General features: G+C 36.7%; 5 protein-coding genes. All 5 read right to left on the bottom strand.

Translation table 11 applies throughout. The annotated features are described in order from the left end of the window. Positions 1-420: 420 nt before the first annotated feature. The 5 genes from ACIPNH_RS02100 to ACIPNH_RS02080 all read right to left on the bottom strand — a co-directional run bounded on the left by ACIPNH_RS02100 (position 421) and on the right by ACIPNH_RS02080 (position 6,963). Positions 421-2,385 (bottom strand): WD0745 family porin, encoded by a 1,965-nt coding sequence (locus tag ACIPNH_RS02100; protein ID WP_400771438.1) that lies wholly within the window; start codon positions 2,383-2,385, stop codon positions 421-423. Positions 2,386-2,592: 207 nt separating this feature from the next. Continuing rightward, entirely contained in the window at positions 2,593-3,414 is an 822-nt protein-coding gene (locus ACIPNH_RS02095) for a 3'-5' exonuclease (protein WP_264724016.1), read from the bottom strand. Beyond that, positions 3,407-4,291, bottom strand: a complete 885-nt coding sequence (gene era / locus ACIPNH_RS02090) for a GTPase Era (RefSeq protein ID WP_010082484.1) — start codon at positions 4,289-4,291, stop codon at positions 3,407-3,409. Before era ends, ACIPNH_RS02095 begins: the two co-directional genes overlap by 8 nt. 250 nt (positions 4,292-4,541) lie before the next feature. Next, positions 4,542-5,564 carry a cytochrome d ubiquinol oxidase subunit II gene (gene cydB / locus ACIPNH_RS02085; RefSeq protein WP_400771440.1) on the bottom strand — a complete coding sequence of 341 codons (1,023 nt, stop codon included), beginning with the start codon at positions 5,562-5,564 and terminating at the stop codon, positions 4,542-4,544. Continuing rightward, positions 5,557-6,963 (bottom strand): cytochrome ubiquinol oxidase subunit I, encoded by a 1,407-nt coding sequence (locus ACIPNH_RS02080; protein ID WP_006280502.1) that lies wholly within the window; start codon positions 6,961-6,963, stop codon positions 5,557-5,559. Before ACIPNH_RS02080 ends, cydB begins: the two co-directional genes overlap by 8 nt. Between the last annotated feature and the right edge of the window lie 583 nt (positions 6,964-7,546).

The following is a 7,546-nucleotide window of genomic DNA, read 5'->3' as shown; positions in this document are numbered from 1 at the left end:
TTCTCACTCCACAATTAAATAACTCTACAATATCGCTTATTTGATTCACTAATAATGAGAATTGGTATAAGTAGCCATAAAGCGTTATTCCGGTGACCATAGGGTGTCATTCCAGTGCTTGACACTGGAATCCAGGAAATTTTGCTTGTAAGTAAGCAAACTGATTTGGTGAGCATAAAAAGTGGCTGATCTTATGCTGAATAAACGCTTTTGATGAAGTTGCATGGAAAGCTGGATCCCAGTGTCTGAGCACTGGGATGACATCCTTCTTGGTGGAGTGTCCTCAAATCACAATGTTCGTACAGTTGTGTGTCACGCACTGGGATGACAGGAGAGAGGACACCATATGTTTATTTGATCGACAAATAAACACTAACAGACAAGAATACACCACAGTTAACTGTGGTGTATTCTTGCTGGTTAGAAAGAAAACTTCACACCAGTAAGAAGGAGAATTCCTTGGTTAGAAGGTACATCAGCATCAGACTCATCTTTCAGCTTACCTGTTTCGTTAGTCATAAAATAATGGAGAGCTGCGTAAGGAACAAATTTGTTCTTACTGCATGCAGGAGACAGATCATATTGAACGCCAAGTGCACCATCATGAAGCATATCTTTGTCATTCATTCTGCTGCCAAAATACGTTAAACTTGTGTAGATATTCTCATGTTGATACCCAGCTCCTACAGTCCAATACATGGTATCTATACTATCTTTACCAAATTGAGCTTTCAGCCCTTCCACTCTTTTGCCATCAGTAGCATCTTTACTATCAATTTCCGTATAGGTATCACCAATTAATTTTTTAATACCCTTCGGTTGACCAGATTTGCCCAAGTATGCAAAAGAGGCAGCAAACTTTACGCCTTGATCTTCATTAATCTTATAATCAGCGCTTACACCAAAATTAACACCCATCAGGTCATTATACTCCACAAATTCCTTATAAAGATGCTTATCTTTACTTGGTTGCTTTGGAAAGCCATATTCACCAACTGCAGAAGTTTTAACTTTTATGTTATGTTTATCAAAGTCATATTCATATGATGCACCAGCACTTACTATGTGCTCATAGTCTGGGCCGACATGCTTTATCGTTTCCTTATGTTCTATCTTACCGCCTTTATCTTCTGAAACTGTTTCTTTTACAGTAAACAAACCACTATCATAACGAGGTGAGTAGCTGATACCAAATCTTGCGCCCATATAATTTGGTGAGTAGTAAGCAACTCTAAATGGCAGTGTAGTCATAACGCCTTTGTTATATTTCCCTGCCATACGGAAAGAGAATTTTTCACTTTCACTCGAAAAACTTTCAGTGTAAAGACGTGGTGTTACATAAAATGGAAAGCTAGCAGCGCTTCCTTCTAAGTTCACTTTTCTGAACCAGTTACTATCTGCAGCTCCGTCAACAGTCGCAATTCTTGTTGCATCAAGCCTCATCAGAGCCTCAGGACCAAATTGGTAACCAAGCTTCACGTCACCATATTTTGAGTTAACAAACACATGCGCACTTCTGCCTTTTGCAGCATAAACACCCTGTGAAGTTCCCTTACCTTCGGTCACTGGAACATGAAACTGCACGTCAGCACCATAAAGAAGACCTAAATCTTCATTCTTATTTTCTGCTCTGAGGTGCAATATTGCATCAGCAATCATACCCATATCGTTGCTGTAATCACCAATATTTCCTATTCCTTCATAGAATATTGGATTTGCTCCTTTTGTTATATCTGGAGTGGCATTATAATACTCTGTAGATCTGTTTGGCATAACGTTATAACGTTTATAATCTGCGCCACTTGGTCCAGCTTTGCCATAACCTTGAGCATCAACAACACCACCAAAAGTTATTCTTAAATTACTTTGCCCTTGATTGGTATCGATAATATCAACTCCACCAACTGAAACAACAGGACTTGCCTTACCTTTTTCCTCTGTATTTTTGTTAACAACTTTTATATCCTTCTTTACATCTTTAGCTTCAACTTTAGCATTCTTAGTTTTTGAAACTTTACCTTTTTCTATATTAGAATTCTTAGCGTTTAGAGCTTTCGCTTTTGAATCCTCTATAAGCTTTGCTTTTTTCTCATTTGCTAGCCTGATCTCCTCTTTTTTCTTCTGCTCGGCTGCTAATCTCATCTCTTCCTTTTTCTTAAGCTCTTCAGCTTTTTTTCTTGGATCAGCATTACATATTCTGTCCATCTTTTCTTTCAGTTTTTTATTTGATGTTTTCATAACTTCTGTTTTTCCAGAAGTTTTTGTGCTCTCTTGCTTTTTTATTTCCTTCATACTCTCATCAGGAAAGTCAGCTGCAAAACTGCTGAAAGAACATAAAGTTAATAAAGAAACTAGAGCAATTCTAGTATACATAGACTTTTTCATGAAGTGCCCCCAAAAAATTTCGAAATCATATCTTAAATGTAAATAGTATAAAAATGTTGAAAATTCAACTTAAAGCAACCTTATAACGAAAATAAAAGTAAAATGCAATACCTTAAAAGCAACTTTCTTAATATGCTCAACGTGTATATTAACCAAAATTTAGTACAGAGGTTCGCTTGTTAGTGCATTATAACTCGACTATTTATTCTATGGAAGTAAAATTTTTCCACCACAAGTTCTTTCCCATTCTTCTTTAAATTTCTTTAGGTATTCTTTTTTTTCGCACTCTAAAAGCAGCTCTTCCACACTTTTGTTGTAGCTTTCAGTAGTAATCCTTCCCTGATGATGCATGAACCTTAAGTAAATCAAATAAGTGTTAATTACATCTGTTTCACAATAATCTCGAATCTCTTGTATCTTGCCGCTATCGTATAAGTCCATAACTTGTGACCCATCAACTCCAATCTTACCAGGAAGATTAAATGCTGCACAAACTTCGTTCATTTTTACTCTCGCAGAAGCTCCAAAATCAGAGAGGGATTCAAGCAAATCACAATGCCAATCACTGCTATATCTCTGATTGTAACTATTCCACTTATCGCCAGCTTTATGAAAATATTCTGCTTGAATGCCATGGACCATAGCACGATACTTCAGCACTGGTATATCAAAAGTGCGTCCGTTGAACGAAACTAATCTTGGCTTTTTCTCTGATATGTAGTTAAAAAATCCTTTCACTAGCTCCTTTTCACTGGAATTTAGTGTGCCTCCAGATCTTATTTCTTGCAGTGTGAACACCTCATAACCACTCTGGTAGCTTATATTGCAAAGTAAAAAACTAATAACTACAACAAGGTGAAAAGGCTGACGCAGAAAAGAGTTTTGCCCGTTTGTTATTTCAAGATGATATTTTGTTAATGCATCCCTCTTCTCTTCTACACTACTATCATCACTAATATTGAGTAAATTTTTGCAGGAATTTACATTTGGTATAGTTTCAATATCAAATACCAACAAAGAATTAAGCATTGCCTATATACTCCTCCGGACGGTCGATCCAAGGTCGCACTTTCACAAATAAAAAGAGGTGTACCTTGCACTCAAATAATTTTTCTAGTTCAGCACGCGCTTCGATATTAATTTTTTTAATATTACTGCCATCTTTTCCTAGTACTATTTTTTTATGACTATCTTTCAACACAAATATGATCTGTTTGATGACTAAACTCTTATCTTTTTTTTCCTCAAATTGTTCAGTTATAACAGCTGTAGAGTATGGCAATTCTTCACGCAAGTTCAAGAATAATTTTTCTCTCGTAATTTCTGCTGATAAAAAATTTGTCGAGGAATCGGTTATTTGATCTTCTTCATAAAACCAGGGGCTCACCGATGCAACTTCAGATAAGTAATTCATCAAATCAGAAAGTCCATCATTCTTTAATGCTGATATCATAAAAACCTTTTCAAATTTATAAAGCAAATTCAGATGCTCATGCGCCATCTTTAATTCAGGCCTTTTTACCAAATCAGTTTTATTGATAACCAAAATGCATCTGCCTTTTGTGCGCTGCAGCCGCATAAATATAGTCTTAATTCTTTCTATATTTTTCAAATAATTGCTTACATCAACAAGCAATAAAGTGATGTCACTATCCTTAACTGCCGACCATGCAGATTTGACTAAAGCTTTTTCAAGTTTTGTTTCTGCTGAGAAAATTCCTGGGGAGTCAGTAAAGACAATTTGTGTGTTGTTGCATGTTGCAACACCCCTTATTTGCGTCCTTGTTGTTTGCACTTTAGGGGTGACAATTGCAATTTTCTTGCCTATGATGCTGTTAATTAATGTAGACTTCCCAGCATTTGGTAAGCCAGCTATGGTTACAAATAAGCATTTTTGTTCTTTCACAAAGAAAATTATAAAGAAAACTGAATGCCCGCGTCAAGCTACTTATATGACAAGAAGGATGACAGAACCCTTTTTGGTTAGCATGCAAAAAGGAAAAAAACTTATTCTACAAATTAAAAATACAATATACTCAAAAACTTTTCAGAAAATCCATAGGAGGGTTTGCTAATGAAGGTTCTTAAGTTGACGCCATTGCCTGAACGACTGCTTGATTTAAGGGTAACGTTTTAACCATAAGGTCACTAACTCCTTAATATGTGTGTTCATAATTTGATTTTCCACGAAAGACATAATAGCAATAACCAGTGTAAGTTAAAATGATTGGTAAAAGCGGTATTATAACAATGAGCATTAAAGATAAACTTGGCCCAGAAGCGGCTGCATCCAGAATGGTATATTGAAAAGGTATAATCCATGGGTAGATACTAATTCCTAAACCTAAATATCCCATAAAAAAAATAGCAATACTGAGAAAGAATGGACGGTACTCCCGTTTAGTATTCTGAAGATCAAACCACAGCATGAAAAATAGCCAAGATGTGAGTAATGGAATAGAAAATAAATAATAAAAACTTGGCATGCTAAACCAAAAGTTTTTAATACGTTCATTTAAAAATGGTGTCACTACACTCACTAGTCCCATGAAAATACCTACAAAACCAAGCGTATAAGAAGCAACCTTGCGTGCCCATTCTTGTGTTATATTTTCTGTCTTCATTATGAGCCATGTAGAACCTAAAAGTGCATATCCAAATATCACAGCAATGCCTGTCATTACACTAAAAGCACTTGCCCAATCAAATTGGCCACCAGAAAAGTTGCGTCCGTTTACTTCTACACCATGTATAAATGCACCTAAAATCATGCCTTGGCAAAATGCAGCACCAAGTGACCCAAAATGAAAGGCATAATCCCATAATCGCCTGTATTTTCCTTCTGCCTTAAAACGAAACTCAAAGGATACTCCGCGCACTATAAGGCCAAGCAGCATAATAATGATTGGAATATAAAAAGCAGGCATTAATATTGAATATGCAAGAGGAAAAGCAGCAAACAACCCTCCACCACCCAATACCAACCATGTTTCGTTTCCATCCCAAAATGGTGCAATTGAGCTTATCATGTGATCACGGCATTTATCTGACGGTGCAAAAGGAAGTAAAATACCAATACCTAAATCAAACCCATCCATTAAAATATACAGTAAAACAGCTATGGCAATTAGTAATCCCCAGATTAGGGGTAAATTAATTAAGGAAGAAAAATCAAACATGATTGTTGTCCTTTCCAGATGTACCAGCATCAATCACTGAAGCTCCAATACCGTGTTTATAAAATTGCTCTTCTTCTTTAATGACAGGAATTCCTTTGTATATAAGTTTCAGAATATAGTAACTACCTGCTCCAAATATAAGGGTATACATAACGATAAATGCAATCAAAGACCATGCAACCTGAGGACCGGTAATCGCAGATGAAAATGATTCAATTGTGCGCATAATTCCATATACAGTGTAAGGTTGACGGCCAATTTCAGTAGTAAACCAACCTGCAAGTAACGCTATGAACCCAGACGGCATCATTGATATCCACCATCCATGTAAGAAACAACTTTGGAATAATTTGCCACGAAGATACTGTATAACACTTACTGACCCAATTATGATCATTAAAATTCCAACTCCAACCATTATACGGAAGGACCAGAATACCCATACTACAGGTGGTCTATCTTCTTTTTTCCATTCCTTTAATCCTTTTACTTCTCCTAAAAAATCATGTGTTAAGATCAAGCTGGCAAGATTAGGAATTTTTATCTCGTAGTGATTAATTTCATTTTGCTGATCCGGATAAGCAAATAAAAGTAAGCCAGCCCCTTTTTCGGTTTCCCATATACCTTCCATTGCAGCAATCTTAGCAGGTTGATGCTTTAGTGTATTTAATCCATGCCTATCTCCCATGAACAGCTGAAATGGTGCAGCTAAAGCTACCATAATGGTTGCCATACCAAGCATAATTCTTGCTTGAGGAGCATGTCGTTTTCTCCAAAGATAAAATGCTCCTACACCACCAACCACAAAAGCTGTTGTAAGATAGGCTGCTGTTACCATATGAATGAAGCGATAAGGGAAAGAAGGATTAAAAATAATCTCTAACCAATTGGTTGGATATAGGAGGCCATTCTCACCAATCGTGAATCCAGCGGGTGTTTGCATCCAACTGTTGGCCGCAATAATCCAAAAAGCTGAAATAAGCGTTCCCACTGCAACAATACAAGTAGAAGCAAAGTGCATACGAGAACTTACTCTATTCCATCCAAATAGCATAATACTCAAAAAAGATGCCTCCAGAAAAAAGGCTGTTAAAACCTCAAAGGAAAATAGAGGGCCGAGAACATTGGCTATGCGGTCAGAAAAAATCGACCAATTGGTACCAAGTTGATATGACATTACAACTCCAGATACCACTCCCATGCCAAAAGCAACGGCAAAAATCTTGATCCAGAATTTATAAACATCACGGAAACGTGTATCACCAGTCTTAAGCCAACACCATTCCAAAAAGGCTAGAAAACTTGCAAGCCCGATCGTGAAAGCAGGAAATATAATGTGAAAGCCTATTGTGAAGGCAAACTGAATTCGAGCTAATAATAAAGGATCAAATTTAAACATTTTACCTAATACCCATGTATTACAAATAATAGCCAAATCTGCCTATAATTCAATCCATTTTTTCACAAAATTGACCTTACCCAGAAAAAGTAGAGAGAAAGTTAAGACGTTTTTGTCATGAGAATAAATTGTGCAGGAATACAACTGTTCTCCCTTGTCATACCGTCACGGTATCTCTAGATCCCGCTAACACGTAGCGGAATGACGATTGTCAGGCCAGCGCCCCTATGATGTCATCTCAGTGCTCCTTTTTTTGTCATCCCAGTGTCAGCTACTCGGATGACATCATCCTTTTTTTGGGATTCCAGCGTCACGCGCTGGAATGACACCTTCCGTATAAACATTAAGAAATTTACCAAGCGGAGAAAAAGGCAAAAGAAGCCCCGTGGTTGGCTAATTACTTACATTATACTTTCAAGTATGGCGTTTTTTTATTCTAAACGTTTAATAACCGCGATTCAGCTACTTTTAAACCGCAACTAATCTAAATTATAAACGTTAAGAAATTTACTTAACAGAAAAAAAGGCAAAAGAAACCCTAGGGTAGCTAGTTATTCACTATCCATTTTTTAAGTTGGCGTTT

Source organism: Wolbachia endosymbiont of Drosophila barbarae (assembly GCF_044752445.1).
Classification (GTDB): Bacteria; Pseudomonadota; Alphaproteobacteria; order Rickettsiales; family Anaplasmataceae; genus Wolbachia; species Wolbachia pipientis.
The sequence above is the reverse complement of the archived record's forward strand: the minus strand, read 5'-3'. Positions and strand labels throughout refer to the sequence as shown.